23 protein-coding genes are annotated in these 26,176 nt (G+C 31.0%); 13 read left to right on the top strand and 10 right to left on the bottom strand.

The features are described from left to right. The first annotated feature begins 17 nt into the window (after positions 1-17). From H526_RS0103385 to H526_RS0103360, 5 genes are all read left to right on the top strand, one after another. On the top strand, positions 18-725 hold the full coding sequence (locus tag H526_RS0103385; protein ID WP_027391695.1) for a DNA alkylation repair protein: 708 nt from the start codon (positions 18-20) through the stop codon (positions 723-725). 231 nt (positions 726-956) lie between these two features. Next, positions 957-1,895 carry a helix-turn-helix domain-containing protein gene (locus H526_RS0103380; RefSeq protein ID WP_027391694.1) on the top strand — a complete coding sequence of 313 codons (939 nt, stop codon included), beginning with the start codon at positions 957-959 and terminating at the stop codon, positions 1,893-1,895. 99 nt (positions 1,896-1,994) lie between these two features. Continuing rightward, a complete protein-coding gene (locus H526_RS0103370) occupies positions 1,995-3,041 on the top strand; it encodes a S41 family peptidase (protein ID WP_027391693.1) in 1,047 nt (348 codons plus the stop codon). Positions 3,042-3,146: 105 nt separating this feature from the next. Then, positions 3,147-3,659: a DinB family protein gene (locus H526_RS0103365; RefSeq protein ID WP_027391692.1), complete on the top strand. Its 513-nt coding sequence runs from the start codon at positions 3,147-3,149 to the stop codon at positions 3,657-3,659. Positions 3,660-3,668: 9 nt separating this feature from the next. After that, positions 3,669-4,040 (top strand): nuclear transport factor 2 family protein, encoded by a 372-nt coding sequence (locus tag H526_RS0103360; RefSeq protein WP_027391691.1) that lies wholly within the window; start codon positions 3,669-3,671, stop codon positions 4,038-4,040. A gap of 34 nt (positions 4,041-4,074) precedes the next feature. Here H526_RS0103360 and H526_RS0103355 read toward each other — a convergent pair whose 3' ends face one another. The 4 genes from H526_RS0103355 to H526_RS0103340 all read right to left on the bottom strand — a co-directional run bounded on the left by H526_RS0103355 (position 4,075) and on the right by H526_RS0103340 (position 6,978). Continuing rightward, entirely contained in the window at positions 4,075-4,857 is a 783-nt protein-coding gene (locus tag H526_RS0103355) for a hypothetical protein (protein ID WP_027391690.1), read from the bottom strand. Between the two features lie 64 nt (positions 4,858-4,921). Next, the gene (locus H526_RS0103350; RefSeq protein WP_027391689.1) at positions 4,922-5,551 is read right to left on the bottom strand and encodes an alpha/beta hydrolase; all 630 of its coding nucleotides are present in this window, start codon (positions 5,549-5,551) and stop codon (positions 4,922-4,924) included. A gap of 12 nt (positions 5,552-5,563) precedes the next feature. Then, positions 5,564-6,412, bottom strand: a complete 849-nt coding sequence (locus H526_RS0103345) for an alpha/beta hydrolase family protein (protein WP_027391688.1) — start codon at positions 6,410-6,412, stop codon at positions 5,564-5,566. 2 nt (positions 6,413-6,414) lie between these two features. Next, the gene (locus H526_RS0103340; protein WP_027391687.1) at positions 6,415-6,978 is read right to left on the bottom strand and encodes a TetR/AcrR family transcriptional regulator; all 564 of its coding nucleotides are present in this window, start codon (positions 6,976-6,978) and stop codon (positions 6,415-6,417) included. A gap of 84 nt (positions 6,979-7,062) precedes the next feature. Here H526_RS0103340 and H526_RS0103335 point away from each other — a divergent pair, with 84 nt between their 5' ends. The 5 genes from H526_RS0103335 (at position 7,063) to H526_RS0103315 (ending at position 11,740) form a co-directional block, all read left to right on the top strand. Further along, positions 7,063-7,488 carry a PaaI family thioesterase gene (locus tag H526_RS0103335; protein ID WP_027391686.1) on the top strand — a complete coding sequence of 142 codons (426 nt, stop codon included), beginning with the start codon at positions 7,063-7,065 and terminating at the stop codon, positions 7,486-7,488. 1 nt (position 7,489) lies between these two features. Then, positions 7,490-8,572 carry an isochorismate synthase gene (locus H526_RS0103330; protein ID WP_027391685.1) on the top strand — a complete coding sequence of 361 codons (1,083 nt, stop codon included), beginning with the start codon at positions 7,490-7,492 and terminating at the stop codon, positions 8,570-8,572. Between the two features lie 54 nt (positions 8,573-8,626). Next, complete coding sequence (gene menD, locus H526_RS0103325) at positions 8,627-10,351, top strand: 2-succinyl-5-enolpyruvyl-6-hydroxy-3-cyclohexene-1-carboxylic-acid synthase (protein WP_027391684.1); 1,725 nt, start codon at positions 8,627-8,629, stop codon at positions 10,349-10,351. 103 nt (positions 10,352-10,454) lie between these two features. After that, the gene (locus H526_RS0103320) at positions 10,455-10,796 is read left to right on the top strand and encodes a DUF2853 family protein (RefSeq protein WP_027391683.1); all 342 of its coding nucleotides are present in this window, start codon (positions 10,455-10,457) and stop codon (positions 10,794-10,796) included. A 110-nt stretch (positions 10,797-10,906) separates the two neighbouring features. Next, positions 10,907-11,740, top strand: a complete 834-nt coding sequence (locus H526_RS0103315) for a CvfB family protein (RefSeq protein WP_027391682.1) — start codon at positions 10,907-10,909, stop codon at positions 11,738-11,740. 34 nt (positions 11,741-11,774) lie between these two features. Here the strand turns inward: H526_RS0103315 and H526_RS0103310 are convergent, their stop codons facing one another. Next, complete coding sequence (locus H526_RS0103310; protein WP_027391681.1) at positions 11,775-12,257, bottom strand: hypothetical protein; 483 nt, start codon at positions 12,255-12,257, stop codon at positions 11,775-11,777. 169 nt (positions 12,258-12,426) lie between these two features. Here H526_RS0103310 and H526_RS0103305 point away from each other — a divergent pair, with 169 nt between their 5' ends. The 3 genes from H526_RS0103305 to H526_RS0103295 are packed head-to-tail and all read left to right on the top strand — an operon-like array spanning position 12,427 to position 14,755. Then, positions 12,427-13,269, top strand: coding sequence for a 1,4-dihydroxy-2-naphthoyl-CoA synthase (locus tag H526_RS0103305; protein ID WP_027391680.1), 843 nt, complete (start codon positions 12,427-12,429; stop codon positions 13,267-13,269). Positions 13,270-13,302: 33 nt separating this feature from the next. Further along, on the top strand, positions 13,303-14,106 hold the full coding sequence (locus tag H526_RS0103300) for a hypothetical protein (RefSeq protein WP_027391679.1): 804 nt from the start codon (positions 13,303-13,305) through the stop codon (positions 14,104-14,106). A gap of 31 nt (positions 14,107-14,137) precedes the next feature. Then, positions 14,138-14,755 carry a hypothetical protein gene (locus tag H526_RS0103295; protein ID WP_027391678.1) on the top strand — a complete coding sequence of 206 codons (618 nt, stop codon included), beginning with the start codon at positions 14,138-14,140 and terminating at the stop codon, positions 14,753-14,755. Positions 14,756-14,764: 9 nt separating this feature from the next. Here H526_RS0103295 and H526_RS0103290 read toward each other — a convergent pair whose 3' ends face one another. From H526_RS0103290 to uvrA, 5 genes are all read right to left on the bottom strand, one after another. Beyond that, positions 14,765-17,179, bottom strand: a complete 2,415-nt coding sequence (locus H526_RS0103290; protein ID WP_027391677.1) for an alpha-ketoacid dehydrogenase subunit alpha/beta — start codon at positions 17,177-17,179, stop codon at positions 14,765-14,767. Between the two features lie 1,116 nt (positions 17,180-18,295). Beyond that, on the bottom strand, positions 18,296-21,127 hold the full coding sequence (locus tag H526_RS0103280) for a gluzincin family metallopeptidase (RefSeq protein ID WP_035084211.1): 2,832 nt from the start codon (positions 21,125-21,127) through the stop codon (positions 18,296-18,298). Then, on the bottom strand, positions 21,124-22,374 hold the full coding sequence (locus tag H526_RS0103275; RefSeq protein WP_027391674.1) for a hypothetical protein: 1,251 nt from the start codon (positions 22,372-22,374) through the stop codon (positions 21,124-21,126). Before H526_RS0103275 ends, H526_RS0103280 begins: the two co-directional genes overlap by 4 nt. A 37-nt stretch (positions 22,375-22,411) precedes the next feature. Further along, the gene (locus H526_RS0103270) at positions 22,412-23,101 is read right to left on the bottom strand and encodes an LOG family protein (RefSeq protein WP_027391673.1); all 690 of its coding nucleotides are present in this window, start codon (positions 23,099-23,101) and stop codon (positions 22,412-22,414) included. Positions 23,102-23,192: 91 nt separating this feature from the next. Continuing rightward, positions 23,193-26,024, bottom strand: coding sequence for an excinuclease ABC subunit UvrA (gene uvrA, locus H526_RS0103265; RefSeq protein WP_027391672.1), 2,832 nt, complete (start codon positions 26,022-26,024; stop codon positions 23,193-23,195). Between the last annotated feature and the right edge of the window lie 152 nt (positions 26,025-26,176).

Raw genomic sequence — 26,176 nt, 5'->3', positions numbered from 1 at the left:
GAACAGAAAAACTTAGTGTGACTTACGATGAAATAATAGTATATCTTAATGAGCTAAAAGACCCTGAAAAAATAATTTTCAAAGAAAGGAAATTTGGAATTGTAGCTCACAATTCTTTAGGCATATATCATAAAGATCTAAAAGAATTAGCGAAAGATATTGGAAAGGGTAGAAATGATCTTGCTTTGCAGCTTTTTGATAGTAATATATATGAAGGTAGGTTGTTGTGTAGTAAATTATTTAATCCTAATGATGTTACAGAAGAACTGATGGAGAAATGGGTAAAAACCTTTGAAAACTGGGAAATTTGTGATAGCTTCTGTATGGGACTGTTTGCTAAAAGTAAATTTGCACTGGCTAAAATAATTGATTGGACAAAGAGAAAACCCGAATTCGAAAAAAGAGCTGGTTTTGCTATTATGGCTGCTTATTGTATGGCTGATAAAAAATCAGATAATGAATTGTTTGAACAATTTTTTCCAATCATTAAAAAAGAATCAAATGATGACAGATTGTATGTGAAAAAAGCGATAAATTGGGCTTTGAGAAATATTGGAAAGAGAAATATAGATTTAAATAAAAAAGCTATAAAAGTTGCTAATCAATTATTAGAATTAAAGAGCTCTTCTGCAATTTGGATAGCAAAAAATGCATTAAACGAATTGCAAAAAGAAAATGTACGAATCTCTGATTACCCAAGAAATATTTATAGAACAAAGAATTAAGTTTATTAAAACCATCCAAAGACTTATTTATTAATTGATCGTTTTACTAATAAAAACAACACCATAAATTACACAGTATTAAATATTATAGTCCTTTTTGGTGCAATACAGGGTTTTACACTATGTTTATATCTACTTTCTAAAAGAAGAGAGAATAAAAGAGCATTTAATTATTACATATTGTTTTTATTTTCTTTGTCCTTTTATAATTTGACATATGCATTCCTGTATATGAATGTCAATTCAATAGGTTTTCTTCCTTTGACTTCTTTTCCATTTCCGTATAAGTATCTTATTGGTGTGGGATTTTATTTTTATATAAAAAGCCAAATAGAAAAAAAAGCTTACGTTATTTCCTTTGTTGAATATCTATTGTTTATTCCCGCAATTTTGTATGGAATCTTAAGAACTTATTGGTATGTGATGCTCCATAGTGGTATTGATGAACATATTTTTTATAGAGTCTATCAAACAGGTTTTTTTCTATATAATGATTTTGTTTATCTGACGTTTAACCTAATTCTCATGATATATGTCCTAGGATTTATAAATAAGAATAAAGACCAGATCAAAGGTTCTCTGTCTATTCGCAAAAATTGGGAATGGTTTTCCACATTTTCCTGGATGTTTATTGTATTTATTATTCTTAATTTACTTCATCAAATCATTGCAGTTCTTTTTAATCTCGAAGATAGCGGAGAGTTTTACTATGTAATATTGGTTTTAAATTCTATCTATATCTATTGGATAGGTTTTATTGGTTTTACAAAATCTAATCTGCTGTTTAAAACTTTTTGCCTAAAAGATCATAAAGAAGAAGAAACAGATATTGCGTTGAGGAATAGTATAGCGTATTATATGAAAACAGAAGAGATTTTTACAAATCAAAACCTCAAAGTTTCTGATCTAGCGTCTTTGTTATCTATATCAGAAAAAGAACTATCCCTATATATCCACGATACGTATCATATGTCTTTCAATGATTTTATAAATACTTATAGAATCGAAAAGGTAAAAACATTGTTGGTTTCTTCTGAAGAAAAAAAGTTTACATTATTAGCAATTGCAGAAAAATCTGGTTTTAGTTCAAAATCTTCATTTAATGCGGTATTCAAAAAGATAACGGGTCTAACTCCTACGCAGTATAAGAAGAATCATAAAAACGAATAAGTCCAATATTTTTTTTCTGGACATTCTTGTATTTTTTTAGAAGTGTTTTTCTTTTCATGGTCTATAATTTTGAAGAAGTGAAATTTAAAAACCATAGTTATGAAAAGATTTTTTTTAGTCGTAATCATTACCATTTCAGTATTTTATTCAAAGAGCTACAGTCAAGAAAAAGTTGAATCCGTTCAAGATAGTATTAATATATTCTATGATCGTTTTTTTGAACAGTTAGAAGCTAATTATCTGTATCGAAAAAATGTTAACTGGAGTAAAATAAAACCATATGTAAAAAAAGAAGCTTTGAAGAAAAGTACTTTCGAGGAATCATTAGAGGTTTGCTCGAAACTTTTTGATACTATTAAAGGAGATCATTTATTGCTTTTTTCAGAGAAAAAAATGTATCAAAGTAGTCTCAAAAGACAAATTACTAAAGAAGATTTACACAGTAGTTTATTGGCAAAATACAGTGAAGAACCAAAGTTTGATATAAAAGTAATTAATGATCATTATGGATATGTGTTTATTCCAGGAATGTTATTATTGAATGCGACAGAAAAGGAACTAAATGAAAGAAGTCAAGAAATATATGATGCCATCATAAAAGTGGATACTTCTAACAAAATAAAAGGATGGATCATTGATTTACGACTAAACATAGGAGGGAACTCTAATGTCATGCTTGCTGGATTATACCATTTAATCGGCGATAATACAGTGTCATTATATTTAGATGCGGATAAGAATGTAAAAAATCGTTCGGGACTTGATAATGGCATTTATTATGAAGATCAAAAAATACAAGCGCAAGTAAAGACAGCTACTAGACCTAAAACAGAAACCCCTGTTGCTTTAATAACTGGTGTAATGACGGCTAGTGCTGGAGAGTTTGTAGCCTTAGGTATTAGAAGAAGAAAAAACACGGTGATTATCGGAGAGGAAAGTTGTGGTTTGACTACTGCTAATGATTTATTTGAATTGCCATTTAAAACAAAAGCTGCGATAACATTAAGTTATGCGACAGATAAATCTGCGACGTTTACAAAAACCATTAAACCGGAAATAGAGATTATTAAAGAGGCTAACTTTCAAGATTTAACTAAAGACAAGAATGTTATAGAGGCAATAAAGTTTATTGATGCTAAACAATAAATTTACTATTTAGTATAATCCGCTTATCTTATAAATAACTGTTAATGCAATCAATGAATGTTTCTAGAATTAGTAAATTTCAACAAAATTTATAAATAGTTATATATGCAATCATTACTTGCGCAAGAAGAATATAATCCATATTACGGAAGTTTTATAGATAAAGCAGAAAGTAATAATATCGTAGAAGGGCTACAGCTAGGAAAGAAGAAGTTTATTGATTTTGTAAACGCTATCCCTAAGGAAAAATTGACTTATGCCTATGAAGATGGTAAATGGACCATAGCAGAGGTGATACAGCATATAATTGATACGGAGCGTATATTTTCATATAGAGCACTTAGGTTCGCGAGAAAAGATGAAACTCCTTTGATTGGTTTTGATCAAGATGCTTATGTGCCGAATTCTAATGCAAATACATTTAGTATTGAAGATCTTATTGAAGACTTTGAATCCGTAAGGAATAGCTCAATTACTTTATATAAAAGATTTACATCAGAGATGTTAAGTCAAATAGGAGAGGCGAGTGGTAGCCCTATGAGTGCTAGAGCTGCGGGTTATATACTTTCTGGTCATCAAAACCATCACGTAGAAATCATTAAAGAAAGATATTTGTAAAATTTAAAGATGACAAAAGAAGAAGTAGCAAGGAAATATCTTTTTTTATTAGAAAAAGGTGACGTAGCCAAAGTAGTAGACCTATTCACCGATGATGGTATTGTGATATCTCCTTTATATGGTACGTTATCAGCAGCTAAATTCTATAAGGATTTATCGGCAGACACGAATTCTTCCAAACTTCATTTAGATGGAATATTTTTAGAGAAAGATACCAATCGCCTTTCCTTACTTTTTGATTATGAATGGATACTTAAGAATAATGAAAAAGTGAATTTTAAAGTAGTTGATATTTTAGATCTTTCAGAAGATAATAAAATTCAAAAATTAACTATTATCTATGATACAGTGAATTCAAGAAGATTGATAGATACTTTATAGATAGGATATACTTTTTTCTTTGATTAATGTAATGCTATAGAACTTTTATGCTATTGTTTTTTCTTAAAATTGAATCGAAATAATAAGAAAAGTTAAAGGTGTTTATATTGTTCTTTCCAATAGTTCTGCCAATAAAATTTTTAACTTCACCATTCTTTGTAACGCAGTGTATGTGAAGGGATTTAGAACCATTTTTAGAGTTTTTTGAATCAAAAATATCAAATGCGTTAAAAGCATCAACGGCAAAAATTGTAATCCCTAGTTCTCGGGCTACTTTTATATCAAATTCAGAAACAGTTCTAATATTTTTTTTGTTTTCTTGCAATTCTTTAGGATGTCCGTGTAATTGTCCTAGAAGCATTAACCCTTCTCCTACCCGTGGAGCACTATTACTACCAACGCCATATGTATTAATCATGATTTCTGAATTGGTCTTTAGCTCTGGTATCCAGTCTCTGACCGCAGAAACTTTTCCATTATTAACATTTAATACTATGAAAACCTGATTCTCTAACCCTTCTTCCATAGTGTCATCAGCAATTCTTTGTACTTCCATTTGTATCTGATCTTCATCAAATGTAATTATAGAGCTATTTTTGTGTAATTCTTGTATACCAGAGATAGATTTGACGCCTCCTTTTTCTTCAATTACGTAGTTCCATTCTCTAATATCAATAACTCTTAAATTATTTGTTTCGGAACCATCTAATCCTAGCTCTAGTCCTGTTACACGATCGATATAATAATCTTCATAAGGGTATACTATTTCTAAAGAAAATAGGCAGATGAGTATTATAAATAAGGAATATTTAGACATTATAATAGCTATTTAAATTAAAGCTTCTATAAGTATATGTCTTAATAACCGAAAATGTTACCGCTCAAAAAATGTTTTTAACAGTTCTTATGTCTAATTCATGACCACCAGGATGAGATCTAAATTCTATTTGTGGTAATATCTCTTTTAAACGTATTTTTTCAGCTTCTACTTTTTTGATTTCAAAATAAGGATCATTTTCACCTAAAATGTGGGTCACCTTAGTAGTTTGGTTTAGAAAAGTAAAATCATCTTTTTTCAATTCCTTTGGAAACCCACCAGAAATCATAACAAAGGCATTTGGTTGTATCTTTCTACTTGCGATCCATCTGCTGGCGATACTCACCCCTTGTGAATATCCTAAAACTACAAAATTTACAGAAGGTGGTAGCTTCTCTAATTCCATAATTGCATCTATGTAGTTGAGTACATTTTTAGTTTCTGTTCCAGTATTTTCTTTTGTTAACCAGCTAGATCCTACTCTTTTATAATCATTGTTTTTGTAATATTTAGAAGGAGCTTGCGGAGCAATAATATAATTGTCTTTAGCGTCAAGACTTTGAAATAAACGGATGAAATATCTACTTAAATAGCCAATTCCATGAAATACGAGCCAAACTGTTTTGGTTTGATTGGTTAAATCATTCAATGTGTCAAATGTGTTAGTAGATTGATAGACAACCTCTTTTTGCATAATTAGTCACTTTTATAGTTCAAACCATTGATCTATTATCGGCCACAAGATATCTTGATTTTTCTTTCTAAAAAAATCAAAATGTCCAATTGTTTTTAAATTGTAATCAGAAGGATTTATATGCTTTCTTGTAGTTAGGGCATGGCTGTATACTCTATCTGCCAGAATGTCTACCGATTTTTTAGGAGCAAAAAGATCATCATCTATGCTAATAAGTAACATAGACTCCTTTATGTTTTGGTAATAAGTTTCTGAATTGCCATCTGTGAAATGTAACATGGAATCTGGATGTAATAAAAAAGTAGCCCAATCTTTGGCAGCTTTTGTAGTCAATGGTCTACCTAATCCAAACCAACTGGATGGATAATATCCTAAAATAGAGGTTGTAATTGGAACGAAGAATTTGAAATTTAAATATATTAAAAAACGCATTCTAGGAGTAAAATGTTTATAAAAGCCAAATTGGGATCCAATAGTTATATATTTATCATAATATTGAAATGCATCACTGAAACCAACACTATTTCCTCCATAACTATGACCAATCATGTATTGTAGGTTATTTGGGTATTTTGTTTTTACATAGTTAGAAACCGCGTTAAAATCCATTGCCCAAGAGAAAAATCCATGTTTTTTTAGAGATTGAATACTTTTAGAATTGGAAGAACCAATACTGCGATAATCAAAAGTAAATACGTTACATCCTTTTTCTGCTAGGTAATTAGCCATGTTAAAGTAAAACTTTTGCGGTACAGCAACTGCTGGAGCAAATACAATAGTTTTGTTATTTGAAAATTCAGGAAGAAACTCGTGTGCGGAAATAGGGTATCCGTCGTTAGATTGAATAGTAAATGATTTCATAATTATCCTTTTAAGATTATTTTTTCCATTCTAGAAACAGCATTATTAATGTATTTATGATCATTATATACCCGCATTAACAGAATTCCACCTTCTAAATCTTGGACCATCTGTTCTGCAAGTGATAAGGATTCTTCTTTAGAGTAATTAGGGACTAGTAATAGTTGTAAACCAGATATGAAATCTTCAAAAAAGTGTTTAATCTCTTCCTTGTAAATAGGGTTTAAATGTGCTGTTTCTAATGCTGTATTTGCCATAATACACCCACTATTGGCGTTTTTGAACATTTTATCAATGAGTATGCGAATTTTTTTTAATTTTTGATCAGTAGTAAGGGTGTTGTTTTCAATCACCTTAAATAAATTATGTTTAAAATAACTGTTCACTGTAGCTAAGACTTCTTTTATCAACTGTTCTTTGTTATTAAAATAATAATAGAAATGAGATTTTTGAATTTCACAAGCTTTTGCTAATTCACTCATACTGCTTTTGCAGATACCTTTTTCTCTAAGTATAGGGATTACTTTACTCAAGACTTCTGCTTTGGATGTTTTGGTTTTAGGCATTTTATTGAACGTTCGTTAAAATAATACATAAATATAGTTAGAATTATTTAATGCCATTGTTTATTTTTACTTAAAATTAAATTTATGAAGTTAACTGAAGAAGAGATATTGGAGCAATGTGCTAAAATGTGTAAGAATACGTTAATGGAAACATTGGATATTTCTTTTTGTGAAGTAGGTGAAGATTATTTGGTAGCAAAGATGCCTGTAACATCAAAAGTTCATCAGCCTGACGGTGTGTTACACGGCGGTGCTATGGTTGCGCTTGCAGAAAGTGTTGGTAGCGCAGCTTCGCATATTTTTTTAGATACAAAGGAGTATTATATTAGAGGATTAGAGATCTCAGCGAATCACGTAAAAAGTATAAGAGAAGGTTATGTATATGCTAGAGCAGAAATTGTACATAAAGGGAGAACAACTCAACTTTGGGATATAAAAATACGTAATGAAGAAAAGCAATTAATTTCGATTGTTAAGTTAACTACAATAGCATTAGCAAAATCTAGGTAATATGGATATTTTGGCATTATACCTAAAAATCCAATCCCATATGGATAGTCAACTGCCATTCGTAGTATATCGGAAGTCTCAAGAATTAACTATAAATTGTTTTTTGCAGAATGATAATAATTTATATGAAATCGATTCGTATAGTACCGCTGGTTTTGTTTTTGCTCCATTTGATAATAGGAAACAAGCGGTTTTAATCCCCAAAGAAAAAAGCACATATTACAGTTCCCTAGTTACATCAACTAACGAAATGTCAAAACATATTCAAAAGGATATCTTGTCTACCAAACAGGATCTAAGTGCAAAAATAAAATATGTACAGCTTGTAAAAGATAGCGTACGTGCTATTAACGATGATCTTTTTAAAAAAGTAGTTGTTTCTAGAAGAGAAGAGGTTTCTTTTTCTAAAAAAAATCCTTTAGAAGTTTTTAAAAGATTGATTAATTGTTACCCAAATGCATTTGTGTATTTATGGTATCATCCTGCTGTCGGAACTTGGCTTGGTGCTACACCAGAAACTCTTATGACAATAAGAGGAAATGAATTTAACACGATGGCTTTAGCGGGAACTCAACCTTATGTAGATTCTTTAAATGTGGAATGGGGAACAAAAGAAATTGAAGAACAAGCTATGGTTACGGATTTTGTTTTAAATAAGCTCTTGCCAAAAATCAATAACATCAAAAAATCTAAAACCTATACGTATAGGGCTGGTTCCTTATTACATCTTAAAACAGATATTACTGGTGTTGTAAAAAATAAAGATTCTGATATTGATTCTATTATTGAAGGTATACATCCCACACCTGCTGTATGTGGTTTGCCTAAAGATTCAGCGAGATTATTTATTTTAAATAATGAACCATATAACCGAAAATATTATACAGGTTTTTTAGGAGAATTGCTAATTAATCACGAAGGTAATGTTGTGTCCAACCTATATGTAAATCTTAGATGTATGGAAATAGACCAAGAGAAAGCTATTGTCTATATTGGAGGAGGAATTACTAAAGACTCTGTTCCAGAAAAAGAGTGGGAAGAAACTGTACGAAAAAGTGAAACAATGAAAAAGGTTTTGTATTAAAATACTTCAAAAGACTGGCTTTACTTGACACTATATTGTAATTTAGCCACTCGAATGAAGAAACGTTTATATTCCAAAATTCCTTTATCTCAAACCATAGTTGCTTTATGTGAAGCAAAAGGAATTTTACATGTGGTTATTTCTCCTGGATCTAGAAATGCTCCTTTGACAATTGGTTTTACGGAAAACCCTACTATGAAATGTTATAGTATTGTCGATGAACGATGCGCTGCTTTTTTTGCTTTAGGAATTGCACAACAGATAAAAAAACCTGTTGCATTGGTTTGTACTTCAGGGAGCGCATTATTGAATTATTACCCTGCAATTTCAGAGGCATTTTATAGTGATGTACCGTTAGTAGTATTAAGTGCAGATCGACCTATTGAACGCATTGATATTGGTGATGGGCAAACGATTCGACAAAAGAATGTATTTGAAAATCATATTTTATATTCAGCCAACTTATATTCAGAAATTGTTCCTGAGATTGAAATAGATGATATTAAGATAAAACAAAAACAGCATGAAGCCCAAAAACATAATGAGCGGGAGATTAATATAGCGCTTAATAAAGCTATAGAAAGAAATGGACCTGTTCATATTAATGTTCCTTTTTACGAGCCGTTATATGATACGATTACTCAACCAACAATAGTTCCTAAGAATATTCCTGTGGAGCACATAGAACAACGTATCTCTGATACGTTACGTTCTACCATGTTGAAGCAATGGAATATATCTAAACGTAAATTAGTATTGATAGGAGTAAACCCTCCTAATAGTATAGAAAAGGAGTTGATTGATTATTTAGCTAAAGATCCCTCGGTTTTAGTTTTGACAGAAACGACATCTAATATCCATCACGAAACACATGTAAATTGTATTGATCAATTAATTACCTCTCTAAGTGATAGTGAATTTAAAGCTTTACAACCGGATGTATTATTGACGTTTGGAGGTATGGTAGTTTCTAAAAGAATAAAGGCTTTTTTACGAAATTACCAACCTAAAGTTCATTGGCATATTGATCAAAAGAAAGCCTATGATACATATTTTTGCTTAACGGAGCATATAAAAATGAACCCTAGTATGTTTTTATCGGGTTTTTTACCGGATACAAAGATTATTGATAATGAGTATAAATCTTTTTGGATTGCAAAAAGAAATCAAAGAAGGGTAAGACACGAGAAGTATCTACAAGAAGTAGATTTTTCTGACCTCAAAGTGTTTGAAACGATGTTTGATCTTATTCCTAATGATCAGATGATTCAGTTAAGCAATAGTTCTACTGTTAGGTATGCGCAATTATTTTCATTGAACCCTTCATTTAAAGTATACTGTAATCGAGGAACAAGTGGAATAGATGGAAGTACTTCTACTGCAATAGGTGCAGCGGTAGCTTCAGAGGTTCCTACTACATTAATAACCGGTGATCTTAGTTTTTTTTATGATAGTAATGGACTGTGGAATGATTCTATTCCTTCTAATTTCAAGATTATTTTAATTAATAATAGTGGAGGAGGGATTTTTAGAATTTTACCTGGTAAATCTGAGAGCTACAATTTTAGTACTTATTTCGAAACAAAACATAGTTTAACAGCAGAGCAATTGTCTACTATGTTTAATTTTGAATATACCACTGTTCAAGGAAAAGATGAACTAAGACAAGCTATAAGAAATCTCTATAATAAGAACGACAAACCTCAATTATTAGAAGTTTTTACTCCTAGAAAAATGAATGATGGTGTTTTAATCGATTATTTTAAGCATTTTGTCTAAAAAAACAAGTTTATTATAATTTATAAATGAATAATTCATTTATAAATGAGTTATATTTGAGATAACATAATAAATTAACTAAAACCTAAAACATTATCACCTTATGAGTAAAAGAGACGAATTGATTACTAAGTACGCTGCGGATATTAAAGATAAAATTGGTCAAACTCCAGATATGGACTTTTTAACTAAAGTTACTATTGGTTGTGGACCTTCTATTTATAATAAAGATGCTGCTACAGTATCTGGGAGTGATCCTTCAGAATTAGAAACTGTAAAGAAAAATTTCTTAATTAAAAAGTTAGGTCTTTCCGATGGACCAAAGTTAGATGAGGCAATTGCTTCTGTTATGGATGCGTATGGGAAATCTAATAGAAATAAATATAGAGCAGTAGTTTATTATTTATTAGCAAAGCATTTTAAGAAAGAATCTGTGTACAAATAGAATAACAGATATTGAAAACAGAAAAGGTGTTCTTGATTGAGCACCTTTTTTTGTTTTAATATGATATATAGGAAGATTAAACAATTATCTTTGCGCAAAAATATAAAACGATGCTTAAGCTTGGTGAATATAACACATTGGAATTTGTAAGAGAGAGAGATCAAGGTGTCTATCTTAGTGATGATGATGGGAATGAAGTGTTATTGCCTAACAAATATGTTCCGAATCAGTTTATGATTAGAGACGAGATCAAAGTATTTCTTTACTTAGATCATGAAGAACGAATTGTCGCTACAACTTTAGAACCGTATGCTACGGTAAAATCATTTGCTTATTTAAAGTGTACCACTGTTTCAGATATTGGAGCATTTATGGACTGGGGGTTAGAAAAGGAGTTGTTTATACCTTTTAGAGAGCAAGCATCTAAGATGAGAATTGGAAGCTGGTATCTTGTTTATGTATATCTAGACGAGGAAACGAATAGATTAGTTGGGTCAAGTAAGACGAATGCATTTTTAGATAATTCTTTAGTTTTGTTATCTTCTTATGATGAGGTAGATTTAATTGCATCACATCCATCTCCTTATGGATGGAATATGATTGTCAATCAAAAGCATTTAGGTTTAGTGTATGAAGATGAAATTTTTCAAAAAATAACACCAGGAGATCAATTAAAAGGATTTGTGAAAAAAGTACGTCCCGATGGAAAGATTGATCTTACCTTGCAAAGACACGGATATCGTGCCATAGAACCTAATGCTCAACAAATACTTGATGAATTAAAGTCAAGTGGAGGATTTATTGATCTTAATGATAAGTCAGATCCTAAGGATATCAAAGATGTTTTTCAGCTGAGTAAAAAAAGTTTTAAGAAAGCTATTGGTTCTTTATATAAAGCGAAAAAAATAGTGATAGAAAAAGATGGTATTCGTTTAGTCGATTAGTTTCAATAATCCATTACTAAACATAGTTGTATTTTTAATACGTTAAAGGAACACCAGTCGCGGGGCAATATATTCCCGTATAAGTACTTGCATCCCTATAAGCATTGTTTTTAACACCTCCTTTTCCGCTATTATTAGCGTTATATCCTCCATTACCTGTTATCGTAAATCTTAAATTATTTTGATTTTGATTTGTGTTATTAGGAAGAGAGAACGCATAATCGGATTGTATAAATTTATTTTCAGGAAGTAAAAGAATTGGTGTTTCGTTTTCAAGATGTTGTTTACGTAAATCAACGGATAAGTTGATCTCCATTAAAACGTAATTTCCAGTAGAAATTAACTCTCTTACATAAGATAAAGAAGGAGTTATTTCTTTATGTTCAAGCGTATATTGAGAGCTGTTATCCGCAATATGTGTATTCCAAGTTTCCCAATCAATTGTTAATGAAGGCTTTTCTTGTCCATAAGAGATAAGACCAATACAGCTTAAAAATAAGATAGGGAGAATCTTCATAGTAATTTCTAATTATCTGTTTTGTCTAAAATATCAAAAATCGTGCAAAACCTGTGTTAATTTATATGAAAGATGTAAAAATATTACTTTTTTAACTTGATTTAACTACTATAATGATGTAGCTGGATACAATATATTGTATTATTTTTGATAGCATAAAAAAAATATAATGAGTTCGATAAATTGGAAAACTGTAAAAGAATATCAAGATATAACCTATAAAAAATCAAAAGGTGTTGCCAGAATAGCATTTAATAGACCTAATGTTCGTAATGCTTTTAGACCAAATACAACTAGTGAGTTGTATGATGCTTTTTATGACGCTCAGGAAGATACGTCTATAGGAGTTGTGTTACTTTCTGCAGAAGGACCATCAACCAAGGATGGAGTGTATAGTTTTTGTAGCGGTGGTGATCAAAAAGCTAGAGGGCATCAAGGATATGTGGGTCAGGACGGAATGCATAGGTTGAATATTTTAGAAGTACAACGATTAATTAGATTTATGCCAAAAGTAGTAATTGCAGTTGTGCCTGGATGGGCAGTAGGAGGAGGGCATAGTCTTCATGTTGTTTGTGATTTAACGTTAGCAAGTAAAGAACACGCTATTTTTAAACAAACAGATGCGGATGTTACGAGTTTTGACGGTGGATATGGATCTGCTTATTTGGCAAAGATGGTAGGGCAAAAAAAGGCTCGAGAAATTTTCTTTTTAGGAAGGAACTATTCAGCGCAAGAAGCATATGAAATGGGTATGGTAAATGCTGTTATACCTCACGAAGAATTAGAAGACACTGCATATCAGTGGGCTAAAGAGATATTAGAAAAATCACCTACTTCTATAAAAATGCTAAAGTTTGCAATGAATCTTACTGACGATGGTATGGTTGGGCAACAGGTTTTTGCAGGTGAAGCAACTAGATTAGCATATATGACGGAAGAGGCAAAAGAAGGAAGAAATGCCTTTTTGGAAAAAAGGAAACCTGATTTTAAAGATATTAAATGGATACCATAGGGTAAATGATTTTATAGAAATTTAGAATGCGAAATGAAAAATAAAGAAGACGAATTATTATCTGTACAATATAGGATTGAAAAATCTGGTATGAAACAACAGAAACTAGAAGATCGTCTTGTTTCTATATCCAAAGAGTTGAAAAGAAGTAAAAGGAATAGTATTGTTTTTATGATTTTGTTCTTTTTGGTAGTCATAGGGATGTCTTTTACTATGTATTATCTAAATCAGGATGGTTTTAATCCAGATTCTGATCAAGCACAGGACACGCCGGAGAATATAGATCAGATAAAAAAAATGAATGATTCTTTACAAGAAGAATTAATGAAACTAAAAACTGATATATCTGATTATAAGGAAAAATTGGGATCACGTGTTGATGGTAATTCTGAAATAGGTATTGATTCAGCTATGGTAGATAGCGCTCAAGACGTAATAGAAGATGATGCTAAAAAGCTAAAATTTAAAAAACAACATTGTTATGTGAAGAATGTGTTTAGAACGAATGGTGTTATTTTTATTGAGGCGGATTTTATTGAGTACTATAAAGGTAGAAAAGCAGTAAAAAAAGCTAAAGAAAACAATGACGCCGAATACGATATTGATAAAAATGGCGATACATTGTATTTTTTATATGATAATTACTATGTTTCTAATACAAATACGAAACTAAGAAGGTTAGAGCTAAATGATAAAGTTCGTATTCAGAATTTAAACCAAATTTCTAAAGGATTTCCTTTAAAAGCGTTTCAGAAAATTATCTCTGAGGATCCTATTATGATCTTAGAGATGAATGATGGAATCGTTTATAAAATAACCAAGCAAAAATTACCGTAAGCCTATAAAGTATCATTAAACCTCCATACCAATGCCAGATATTAAAAACGAAGATCTTTTATCATTGCATTATCAAATAGAAAAAGCTGAAGTAGAGCAACGAAAATTAGAAGATCTTCTTAATGACAAATCTGTTGAACTTAAACGGAATAGAGCATCTAAAATGATGCTTAAATTACTTTGTTCTGTTTTATTAATACTTACGATATCATTAATTGTTTATTTGGTGTTTTGGGTGGATAGAAATAATGGTGATGTTTTAGTAATGGAAAATAAGGAGTTCTCTTCCTTTCAGTCAGAAATTAACGGATTAAAAACACAACTTAATCAATTGAAAAGTGATCAATCCGATTTAAATGACTTAAAAAACCTTTATATGTACAGAGATTTAATAAACAAGGATACTGTTTATTCTGTTCAAATTCAGTCATTTACGGATAAAAAAATTTCTTTGGTTTCAGAAAAATTCACAAACTCTCTTGTGTACAGTGATACCTCTTACTATAAATTAAGTTTAGGGATTTTCGAAACACTCGTTGAGGCCCAGGAATTCAGAAAAATATTGCTAAAGTCTGGTGTTATTGATAAAAATATTTTCGTTATTTCTTACAAAGAAGGCAAACGAATCAAAATAGAAAATCCTTTTTAAGTAAACTGATTATCTTAACCGGGGAAAATTAGATGGATTTACCTCGTTCATTATTTCATACACCTTTTCAAAAATATCTTCTGTAGATGGTTTACTAAAGTAATCTCCATCTGTACCAAATGCTGGGCGATGTGGTTGAGCACTTAAAGTTTGCGGTTCACTATCTAAATATTGATATATATTTTGCTCATCAATAAGTTTGTGCAGTATATATCCAGTAGCGCCTCCAGGAACATCCTCATCTATTACTAAAACTCTGTTCGTTTTAGCAATACTTTTTACGATATCGTGAGTTAGGTCAAAAGGTATAAGAGACTGCACATCAATTACCTCTGCGTTTATCCCTACAGATAATAGTTCTTTAGCAGCTTGCTCAACTAATCTTAGTGTAGAGCCATAAGAAATTAATGTAATGTCACTCCCTTCTTTTACTGTTTCTACAATACCTAATGGAGTTCTTATTTCAGATAAATTAGAAGGCATTTTTTCTTTTAGACGATACCCATTCAGACATTCTACAACAACAGCAGGCTCATCACTATCTAGTAGCGTATTGTAAAATCCTGCAGCCTTAGTCATATTTCTAGGAACAAGAATGTGAATACCTCTTAATAAATGAATCAATCCACCCATTTGAGATCCAGAATGCCATATACCTTCTAAGCGGTGTCCTCTTGTTCTAACAATTAGTGGTGCTTTTTGCTTAGCAAAAGTTCTATATCTTAAAGTAGCAAGATCATCACTTAGTCCTTGAATACAATAAAGTATATAATCTAAATATTGTATCTCCGCAATTGGTCTAAGGCCTCTCATTGCCATACCAATTCCTTGTCCAATAATTGTTGCTTCTCTAATTCCAGCATCAGAAACTCTGATTTCTCCAAATTTCTGTTGTAATCCTTCAAGTCCTTGGTTAACATCACCAATTTTACCGCTATCTTCTCCAAAAATTAAAGATTCAGGGACTCTACTAAATATTTGATCAAAATTATCTCTTAATATTACTCTAGCATCTACTGTTTCTGCATTATCGGTATATTCAGGTTTTACTTCTTTTATTTTAGTAGCATTACTGTCAAAATCATTATATAGGTGATCGCTATATTTTGGTTGAATTTCGGCAATATAATTATTTATCCAATTCTGTAGAGCTGTCTTTTCGGCAAAATCTTCTTTAATTAAATATCGCAATGTTCTTCTAGTTGCTTCTAGAATATCTTTTCTTATTGGTTCATCTTTATCTGCCAATGTTCTTACAAGAGGAGAGATAAAGTTTTTATTTGCGCTTTTATTTTCTACCGCTTCTAATCTTATTAAAGCTTGTTTCTGCTCTTCTTTAATTTCAGAGATATAAGCATTCCAAGCATTGTTTTTTCCTTGTCTTACTGCTTTTTTACAAGATTTTTCTAGTTCCAATAATTCATCAGCTGTTGCGATATTGTGACCAATAATCCATTCTTTGAATTTCTTGTTACAGTCGTGCTCTCGTTCCCAGTTTAAGCGTTCTTCACTTTTGTATCTTTCATGAGAACCAGAAGTGGAGTGACCTTGTGGTTGAGTAAGTTCTTTTACATGTACAATTACAGGAATATGTTGCTCTCTAGCTAAATCTTCTGCTGTCTCATACGCATCCACTAAAGCGGGATAATCCCAACCATTTACAACAATGATTTCATAACCATCATGTTTTTCATCACGTCGGAAACCTTCTAATACTAGCGAAATATTTTCTTTAGTAGTTTGGTGTTTTGCATGAACAGAAATACCATATTCATCGTCCCAAATACTAATTACCATAGGTACTTGTAAAACACCTCCTGCGTTTACGGTTTCCCAAAAAAGACCCTCACTAGTACTTGCATTACCAATAGTACCCCAAGCAACTTCATTTCCATTAATGGAGAAGTTAGTGTGCTCAGATACACTTTTTTCATTTCGATATACTTTTGATGCTTGCGCAAGTCCTAGTAATCTTGGCATTTGACCAGCTGTAGGAGAGATATCTGAACTAGAATTCTTCTGTTTTGTTAGATTTTTCCAAGATCCATCTTCATTAAGACTATGAGTAGCAAAGTGTCCGCCCATCTGTCTTCCTGCCGCAAAAGGCTCTTTTTCAATATCCGTGTGCGCATACAATCCAGCAAAAAATTGTTCTACATTATATTGATCAATAGCCATCATAAATGTTTGATCTCTATAGTATCCCGATCTGAAATCACCATCACGAAATACCCTAGCCATTGCTAATTGTGGTAATTCTTTACCTCCTCCAAAAATTCCGAATTTAGATTTTCCGGTAAGTACTTCACGACGTCCTAACAAACTACACTCTCTACTTGTTAAAGCGATTTTATAATCTCTAAGTATTTGATCTTTATATTCTTCGAAGGAAATATTAGGTGTAATAGTTGTTTCAGACTGCATGTGAACGATTTTTTACGGTTTGCAAATTTAGCGAAAATTCAAGCCAATTCCAAGATAAGAAGTATTAAATTTATTGAAGATAATTCATTTAAAATAGTATTTTATTGTTGAATTCTTTTTTTGAGTAATTATTTTAAGACTTGATTAACAAATATTCAAAATTTTCACATTTCTAGAAAAGAGGTTTAATAGGGTAGTGTGTTGGTACAATTTTCTTGTAGTATAATGACTTTTATATACTTGATAATCAATTTGTTCTTTGATAGCGCGATGAGAGTATATGTTTTTGTAAATGTAGGAATTAAGGTTTATTATCTTTTTTTCCTACAAATCCAAAAAATAATATAACTTAGAAGAAATATTCGTTATCATTATTAATGTAATCGTGAATTTTTGAAGAATATAAAACTCACCGACATATTATTTTACCTTGCTTTTTCGGTAGTTATTATAATTACGACATTTTTTGATAGAAAATATTTGGCTTATGCTTTGCCCATAACTATGTTTTTTATAGGGGGGATATATATGTGTAATATTAAGAAGTTCAATGTATGGTATCTGCTTAGCTTAGTTTCTATGATTTTCTGTGATGTTCTTATTTATACAGATTTCATTTCTAACTTTTCCAGTATTTGTATTCTTACATCTTTATATTTTATATTTTGTACAATAGCTTTAAGAAAATATTTATTCATTAAAACCGTTCAACGTAGTACTTTTTTGTCAATTCCAATTTTAATTAGTTCTGCGTTAGTGGCTTATTTAATTTTTTCTATTTCTCAATTACTAATAGATATGGTTAGGGAGGTCGTACCAGAAGTAGTTTTTTGTTTGGTTAGTTCTACAGTGTATATATTGGTTGCCTATCTTATCTATATGCAAGACACATATAGAGGTGGTTTGAAGTTGATTATAGTTTCTTGTTTATGTATATTCATAATTTCTTTATTACCTATAAATGAACTATTTTACTTTAATCGAATTTTTACAGTTCTTATCAATATAGCACATGTTTTAAGCTTGTATATTTTCATGAAATTCTTGCTAGAAACTACACCAGAAAAAACTATTGATTCAAACGAACGTTATTTATAGAAATGTTTGTAGGCTAAATTAATACCATCTTCTGGTAAAAAGCCCAATAAGAGTTTGAGGACTTAACGTAACAATAAACCTAATTTTCTCGTCATAATTAGGTTGGTTTATTTCAAAACCATTATTAGAAGCTATAGGAAAGAAAAGCTCAAAATAATCAGCTACAAGACTTAATCGTATTCCTGCGTCGTATACAAATTTTGGTGAGACTCCTCTATTTTTAACGATACCTCCATCGGCATAAGCATATACCCAATTCCAGATATTGGTATTAGCATTAAGTGTTGTAATCCATTGATTAGCAAATGGGAAATCTAGTTGAGATTTAAAACCTCCTTCGGCGATAATAATTTGTTGACTTACTAAACCACTATCTTCACTACGACCTAAGTAATTAAAATCAAAAAGATAATCTGTAGGGCGATCTAAGGCGAAGCTAAAAAAATCACCATCTCTACTGGTATCATTAAATATAAACGCTCCAGCAAAAAGACGAAGATTAAGTTGTCGGTTATTAAGAAATAGTTTTCTATAATTTATAGTAGTAGAGAATTTACTAAAATTTTTGTTTAATTGGTAATCAAAATTGAAAGAAGAGGTGTTGATTAGATTGAAGTTAGAATATCTATATCGGACATTAAAAACACTGTAATCCGGTGTGTTAACTGGGTTTATCTCATCACGTTGTCTAAAAACGTTTACACTTCTTATGCTTAATGTCTGACTTTTATTTGATCGTAAATCTTCTGGTCTCCAAGAAAAACGTACGGTTGGAGAAAAGCGTCTAACTAATAATCCAGGTGCATAACTAGAACTGCTGCCGCTAAAAGAATATCGTATTAGAAAAAGATCGTGATCTGCAATTTGTTGCCTTACCTGAAAAAAACCAGAACCTAATAATTTATTGGAGGCAAATCCATAACTAGGTTTAATTCTGTAATCAAAGTTTTTTCTAATAATATTTTTATTAAAAAATTTAGCACCAATGGTAAATCCATCATATACATTATTAAACTCGAACTCTGGAGTATAGAATATTTGACTTTTTGTAGGATCCTCTACGTCTTGTATAAAAGTAAAATGAAATGGTTTATTAAAAATCCAATTTAAGTTCCTGTAATTGTTTCTTCTATTAAATTCTGGAATATTTTGATCGTAATCTAAAACCAGTTTATCGATATCCTCATTACCAATCGTAACCTTTTTTTTGCCTTGTATATCTTTAACCCACGTTTTAGAGATTAGTACATCATCTCTGGTTGCCCCCAGTGATATTGGCATATTGTTATCTCTTTTGTTTTTTATAGTAACTTCTAGAGAGTCTTTGCTCTTTTTTACAGATGAAATTTTAAAATCAAGTTTCTGATTCGTCTTGACATAATCTTCAAAAAACCAATCAACATCCTTTGTGGCAAGTCGTTTTAATATTTTTTCAAATTCTTGAGAATTTGTTTGTTTCAATATATTATTGGTATAGTATTCTTGGATTGCCTCCGCAAGAATATTATCATCTTCTAGATAATCTTCCAAATATTTGAAACCTACTCCTGCTTTATAGGCATTGGCAATATTTTTGTTAAATTTAATAAGTTCATCCTGCGGTGTATTTAAAGGTTGATCTCTAAAATTACGTATAATATTTTTGTACCCTAAAAAATATTGATCATTAAATTCTAGATCCGCAGCGTGAAACCATCGTAACCCTATAACCTTACTCAGGTTACCAATTATTTTCATTTCGGGATAATACTGTTCTGTATATGCCATCATTATATAGATATGTATCGCATCTTTTATCCAAGCGTCATATCTAGGGTTAATAATTAATGTTTTTTCTAAATAACTTTCTGTAATAGCTTTAAGTTGTTTGATCTCATACTGAAAACCATCAGGAAATGGTCTTAAAATATCTGGTAATTGATTTAATCCATAAACTGGATTTTTTTTGTAATCATTTTCCGAAACTAGAATTTTATCAAAAGGATATAGGCCTAAGTGTTTTTCTAGAAATTTTAGAATTTTTTCAACAGCTACGCTTTTCATTTCGGGCATCAAATCATTATCCCTAATATTACTGATAAATTCAATGTTCTTTGTTTCGATGGTATAAAAGCTATTCTCTTTCTCTAGATATAAATTGACTTCATTTCGTTTTTCTCCAAGAAGTTGAATCGTTTTAGTAGGGCTATCTGAATCTGATAATGTTGTATGATCAAATTCACTTGTGAGATGATATATAGATGGTAAAGTAAAATTAATTTTATAGCTTATTGTAGGAGCATAAAGATCGTCTAAATTCTTATGACTATATGTATTCCACTTTGTGTCATAAACAGCAGGAAGGATATACCAATGTTTTAGACTAAAATTTCCATTTTTATGGTATCCATATCTAGTAAATTTTTCACTAGGAATTTTTACTTTATACTTTAGGTTAAAGGTAAAGCTTTTTCCTGGGTACAGTGGGGTATCTATATCAAGTTTTAAAATGTCCGGAGCTTTTTCTTGTAAGGACCAAGTTAATTCTTTAGCTGCTTTATCTGAAATTGATTCAATGATGGTAGATCCACGTTCATAGTCCTTTGCAAAATAAAATTTCCTTACAAAATCTTCAGAAAAACGCTTTCCCAATGGAGTGGTTTTACTAGAAAAGCTATTAGCCCAGTCATGTAAAAAAATCTCTCGCAAGGTGTCGTTAGAAGTATTCTTAAATGTAATCTCTTGTTGTATTGATATTACCTTATTTTCAGTATCGAGAACTCCGTCAATAACAATATTATGTTGCGCATAATTATTGGCTTGAAATAAAAATATAGTAAGAATTATATGGAATATTCTGATAAGTTTCAATTTACTTTTAAAAATTTGATCGTATTATTATTTATATTAATAGGAACAAGATAGTACATTCCGAGACTTAATTCAGAAACAGAAATATTAGTAATAGTATTACTATCTGCGGAAAACGATTTTATTTTTTGTCCTAAGGTATTATATATTTCAAAATCTATTGATTCTAAAGTATTATCAATTTGTAAAGACAGTTTATCACGGATAATATTGCCATTGGTTAATTGTATGTTTTTTACTGTTTCTGTAAATTCCGGAGTATTTAAAAACTGTTGGTTTGATTGTAGTTCCATCACTACAGGTAAATGATCACTCATAGTATATAATGCATCTCTCAATGAACTATCATATATTCCCGTACAATCTGTATCATCAATTCTTTGATTATAACAATCACCATTATTACCATAAGCAAGATAACTATCAGGAACATAACTTAATTCTGTATTGTTTATCATATTTTCTGATATTAAAATAAAATCAAAGCGATCGTCTAATCCACCACCGCTTCCAAAATTATCAAAGTCTTCACTACTAAGACGGGTGCTTTGGGTATGTATTGTGGTAAAAGTCTCATTACTAGTCCAGTTTCCTGGCTTGTTTATAGGGTCAGCCATGGTAATTTTATTGTTACTATTTAGTAACTCTTGATAAGCGGGTTCATCCGAAGAATATACGTTTAGATCACCGGCAAAAATGACATATGCATCTTCATCTAGATTCTCGTAATTATCAATAAATTTATTAACCATATTTAAACGCTTAACCTCATTTTCCGTACCTCTGCTTGCTTTTAAGTGTGATACGAAAACTTCAATTCTAATAGGATTTGTGACTTGATTATCTGATATTAATTCTAAAGTATACCAGTTAATATCTCTTATTGTAGTTGTTAGTCTTTGGCTATCTATTAAGGTAAACTTTTGGTTATTATAATATAATAATTGATGTAATTCTACATCAGAATTAGAAAAATTACTTAAAAAAGGAGCACTGGAATAGTTGTTATTGTCATCATTTAATGATTCATTCAATATTTCTTCACCTCCAATTTCTGTTTCTAATTCGCAAATCATGAAAATATCAGGCTCATAACTATCTATTATAATTTCCAGTATTTCTTCTCTATTCTCCGGAGGGGCTTCAGGATAGTTAAGAACATTATAGAACATAGTTTTAATTGTGGCTTGTCCAAAAGAAATTTGAACACCAAAAAAAACCATAAGGGGTATGAATATTCCTTTCATTATTGAGTTTGTTGAGTTTGTGTGAAAAGAGATATTTTTAGAAATTAGGACTTAAATTGTATTTTCCATAGAATTTATCTAGAATTTGTAATACTTCTTCTGGAGTATCTACAATATGAATTAAATCCATATCTCCAGGGCTAATATTTCCAAATTTATCTAAAAGAGTACTCTTTACCCAATCCATTAGTCCTCCCCAAAACTCAGTACTTACTAAAATAATAGGAAATGTTGCTATTTTTTTTGTTTGTATCAATGTAATTGCTTCAAATAGCTCATCTAACGTTCCAAACCCTCCAGGCATAACCACAAACCCCTGAGAGTATTTAACAAACATTACTTTTCTAACAAAGAAATAATCAAAATCTAAGCTTTTATCACTATCAATATATGGATTATCGTGTTGTTCAAAAGGTAAGTCAATATTTAAACCTACAGAGGTTCCTCCTCCTAAATGGGCACCTTTATTACCAGCTTCCATAATACCTGGTCCACCACCAGTAATAACTCCATATCCATGATCTACTATTTTATGAGCTACATCAACAGCTAGCTGATAATATTTGTCATCAGTTTTAGTTCTGGCTGACCCAAATATAGATACACAAGGTCCTATTTTACTCATTTTTTCAAATCCATTTACGAATTCTCCCATGATCTTAAAAATAGCCCAAGAATCATTTGTTTTTATTTCGTTCCACCCCTTGTGATGTTGTTCTTTTCTCATAAAATTTATTTTATTATCTCAGTTAATAACTGATATTTGTTTAACAAGTTGTTGTTATTTGTTTATTTATTTTCAAAATTTAAGAAATTATTTATTGCAATTCTTTTTCTAAGTACTTTGCAGTATAACTCTTCTTGTTTTTAATAATTTGTTCAGGAGTACCTTTTGCGACTACCTCGCCACCATTTTTTCCACCTTCATATCCTATGTCTATAATGTAATCAGCCATTTTAACTACATCAAGGTTGTGTTCAATAATTAATACGGTATTTCCTTTGTCAACTAATTCATTTAATACGTCCATTAGTACTCTAATGTCTTCAAAATGAAGTCCTGTTGTTGGTTCGTCTAATATATAAAAAGTATTTCCCGTATCTCTTTTCGATAATTCCGTGGCTAATTTTATTCGCTGTGCTTCTCCACCAGATAACGTAGTAGATTGCTGCCCAAGAGTAATGTATCCTAAACCTACACTTCTAATAGTTTTAAGCTTTCGGAAAATTTTCGGAATATGTTCAAAAAACTCACAAGCTTCATTGATTGTCATTTCCAACACATCTGAGATGGATTTTCCCTTATATCGTATTTCAAGCGTTTCTCTATTAAATCTTTTACCTTGACAGGTTTCACATTCGACATATACATCTGGTAAGAAATTCATTTCTATAACTCGTAAACCTCCACCTTTACAAGTTTCGCATCGACCTCCAGCTACATTAAAGCTAAAACGCCCAGGTTTATATCCTCGTATCATTGCTTCAGGTGTTTTAGAGAATAAATTTCTAATCTCCGAAAACACTCCAGTATACGTAGCGGGATTAGATCTTGGTGTTCGACCAATTGGAGATTGATTGATATCAATTACTTTATCTGCATTTTCTAATCCTTTTATCTTTTTATAAGGCATTGGTTTCTTAACCCCATTAAAATAATATGCATTAAGAATAGGGTATAACGTTTCATTGATAAGTGTAGACTTACCACTGCCAGAAACTCCTGTGACAGCAACCATCTTTCCTAAAGGAATATCTATAGAGACATTTTTTAGATTATTACCAGTTGCTCCAGTTAAAGAAATTTTCTTACCGTTTCCTTTTCTTCTTTTTTCAGGAACTTTAATTTCTTTTTTACCACTTAAATAATCAGCGGTAAGAGTTTTGTGATTTAGGAGATTTTCTGGAGTACCTTCACTAATAATTTCTCCTCCGTGTTTTCCTGCTCTAGGTCCAATATCAATTACATGATCGGCACGCTCAATCATATCTTTATCATGTTCTACAACAATAACCGAATTACCAATATCTCGTAGTTGAACCAAGGAGTTAATTAATTTCTCATTGTCGCGCTGATGCAGTCCAATACTTGGTTCATCTAAAATGTATAACACTCCAACTAATTGAGACCCTATTTGTGTTGCTAACCTAATGCGTTGTGCTTCTCCACCAGAAAGTGATTTACTACTTCTATTTAAGGATAGATAGGTTAATCCGACATCAATTAAAAATTGTATTCTAGCATTGATTTCTTTTAAAATTTCGCCAGAAATTTGTTTCTGCTTCTCACTTAGTCGTTCTGGTAATTTTTTAAACCAATCAGCCAATTCACTTATATCCATATTAGCCAAATCAGCAATATTTTTCTCACCAACCTTAAAGTATAAAGATTCTTTTCTTAATCTAGAACCATTACATTCTGGACATTGGATATTATCCATAAAATCTTTTGCCCATCTGCGTAAAGAGGTCGAATCATTATTAGTGTAAGTATTGTCTATAAATGTAGCAATTCCTTCAAAATCAATCTTGTATTCTCTTTTAACACCAAGTGTTTTACTATCTACAGTGAATTTTTCTTTTCCTCCATAAAGAATAATTTCCATGGCCTCTGCTGGAATATTTTTTATCGGGTCACTTAATTTGAAGTCAAAACGCTGTGCAATTAATTCTAGTTGTTTAAATATCCAGTTATTTTTCTGAGGTCCTTGTGGAACTAAACCTCCATTTTTAATTGATTTAGAATCATCAGGGATAATTTTTTTTACGTTTACCTCGTACAGATTTCCAATACCGTTACATTTAGGACATGCTCCTTTTGGAGAGTTAAATGAAAAGTTATTTGGTTCAGGATTAGGATAGGAGATTCCACTAGAAGGACACATTAAATTTCTGCTAAAGAAACGTGCCTCTTGGGATTCTTGTTCAATTACCATTAAGACATCATCACCATGATACATAGCAGTATTAATGGTTTCCATCAATCGTTTAGAGTTGTCTTTATCATCACTAACTGCAAGACGATCAATAACAATTTCAATATCGTGATTTTTGTATCGATCTAATTTCATGCCTTTGGTGATATCTTTTATCTCACCATCTGTTCTAACCTTAACAAAACCTTGTTTGGCTATTTGCTCAAAAAGTTCTCGGTAATGTCCTTTTCGAGATCGTATAATAGGAGCGAGAATGTTTATTCTCTTTCCATTAAAGTCCTTAAGAATAAGATCTTTGATTTGCTCATCACTATAGCTTACCATTTTCTCGCCGGTATTATAGCTATAGGCATCACTTCCACGTGCAAACAATAGTCTTAGGAAATCATAAATTTCTGTAATTGTTCCTACTGTACTTCTCGGACTCTTACTAGTGGTTTTTTGTTCAATAGCAATAACAGGAGAGAGGCCATCAATTTTATCCACATCAGGTCGTTCTAAACTCCCTAAAAATTGTCTGGCATATGCAGAAAAAGTTTCAATATACCTGCGTTGTCCTTCAGCATATATTGTATCAAAAGCCAATGATGACTTACCTGATCCGGATAACCCTGTTATAACAACAAGTTTTTCACGGGGTATGGTTACATCAATATTTTTTAGATTATGAACTCTTGCACCTAAAACTTCAATATTTTCCTCTGAAACTGCCATAAATTTTTAACCAAGATTGCAAATGTAGTTATTTGTAATGTGTTAGTAAAATGAGGCTGGCTTTTACAATTGTTAAATAGCTGTTATAATTTTTTATAAATCAGTGTATAAAACCGTCATACTTTTTTATTTTAGCTTAAAAACATAGATTA

The organism is Aquimarina latercula DSM 2041 (assembly GCF_000430645.1).
GTDB classification, from domain to species: Bacteria; Bacteroidota; Bacteroidia; order Flavobacteriales; family Flavobacteriaceae; genus Aquimarina; species Aquimarina latercula.
The sequence above is the reverse complement of the archived record's forward strand: the minus strand, read 5'-3'. Positions and strand labels throughout refer to the sequence as shown.